2 protein-coding genes are annotated in these 939 nt (G+C 76.1%); both read left to right on the forward strand.

Annotated features, from left to right (window positions below):
• Window positions 1-283, forward strand: a 283-nt coding sequence (locus AC2W7J_RS18480) for a BlaI/MecI/CopY family transcriptional regulator (RefSeq protein WP_485984251.1), incomplete at its 5' end; no start/stop codon positions are given.
• The coding region (locus tag AC2W7J_RS18485) for a M56 family metallopeptidase (RefSeq protein WP_485984253.1) at window positions 280-939 on the forward strand (660 nt) is incomplete at its 3' end. The genes AC2W7J_RS18480 and AC2W7J_RS18485, both read left to right, overlap by 4 nt.

The raw sequence follows: 939 nt of genomic DNA on the forward strand, positions 1-939 counted from the left end.
TCTCCTCTCGCTGAGAACGGGGGGGGTGACCGCCCGCGAGCGCGACGGGCGCGCCTGGCGCTACCGCCCGGCCGCCAGCCGGGAGTCGCTCACCGCGGAGGCCATGCGCAGCCCGCTGCACGACCTGAGCGACCGGGAGCGGCAGGCGGCGATCCTGCACTTCCTGTCGGAGGCGAGCGCCGACGACCTGGCCGCCGTGCGCGAGGCGATGGCCGAGGTGGAGGCACGCGGCGACCGGCCACGACGGCGCCGCGGCCGGGGTGCGGCAGACTCGCACGGGTGATCGCTGCCCTGCTGCTGCTCTGCGCAGCGGCGCTCCTCACCGCTCCGCGCCTGCTCGCGCGGATCGAGCGGCTGCGCACCAGCCCCCGCGCTGCACTCCTCGTCTGGCAGTCGCTCTCCCTCTCCGCCGTGCTCTGCCTGCTCACCGCGGCACCACTGGCGCTCGTGCACCACGGGCCGCTCTGGTCCACCCCCGAGATCGTCGTCCTCGTCGTCGCCGCCGTCGCCGGGCTCGGCGTCCTCGTGCGCCTGCTGGTCAACGGGCACGACGTCGGCACCCGCATCCGCGCCGCGCGCGCCCAGCACCGGCAGCTCGTCGACCTCGTCGGCCGGCACGAGGGCGACCACACCCGGGTGCTGCCCTCGCAACGCCCCTCGGCCTACTGCCTCCCGGGCGCCGGCTCACGCCTGGTGCTCACCGAGGCCGCGCAGGCGCTGCCCGACGACCAGCTCGCCGCCGTCGTCGCCCACGAGGAGGCGCACCTGCGCTGGCGGCACGACCTCGTGCTCGAGTTCTTCACCGTGCTGCACACCGCGACCCCTCGACTGCTGCGCACCGACGCCGCGCTGCGCGAGGTCGCCCTGCTCGTCGAGGTGCTCGCCGACAGGGCGGCTCGCGAGGAGGTCGGCGAGGTCGCGCTCGGTCACGCGCTCGTC

The organism is Janibacter sp. CFPM2_SD2 (assembly GCF_057364645.1).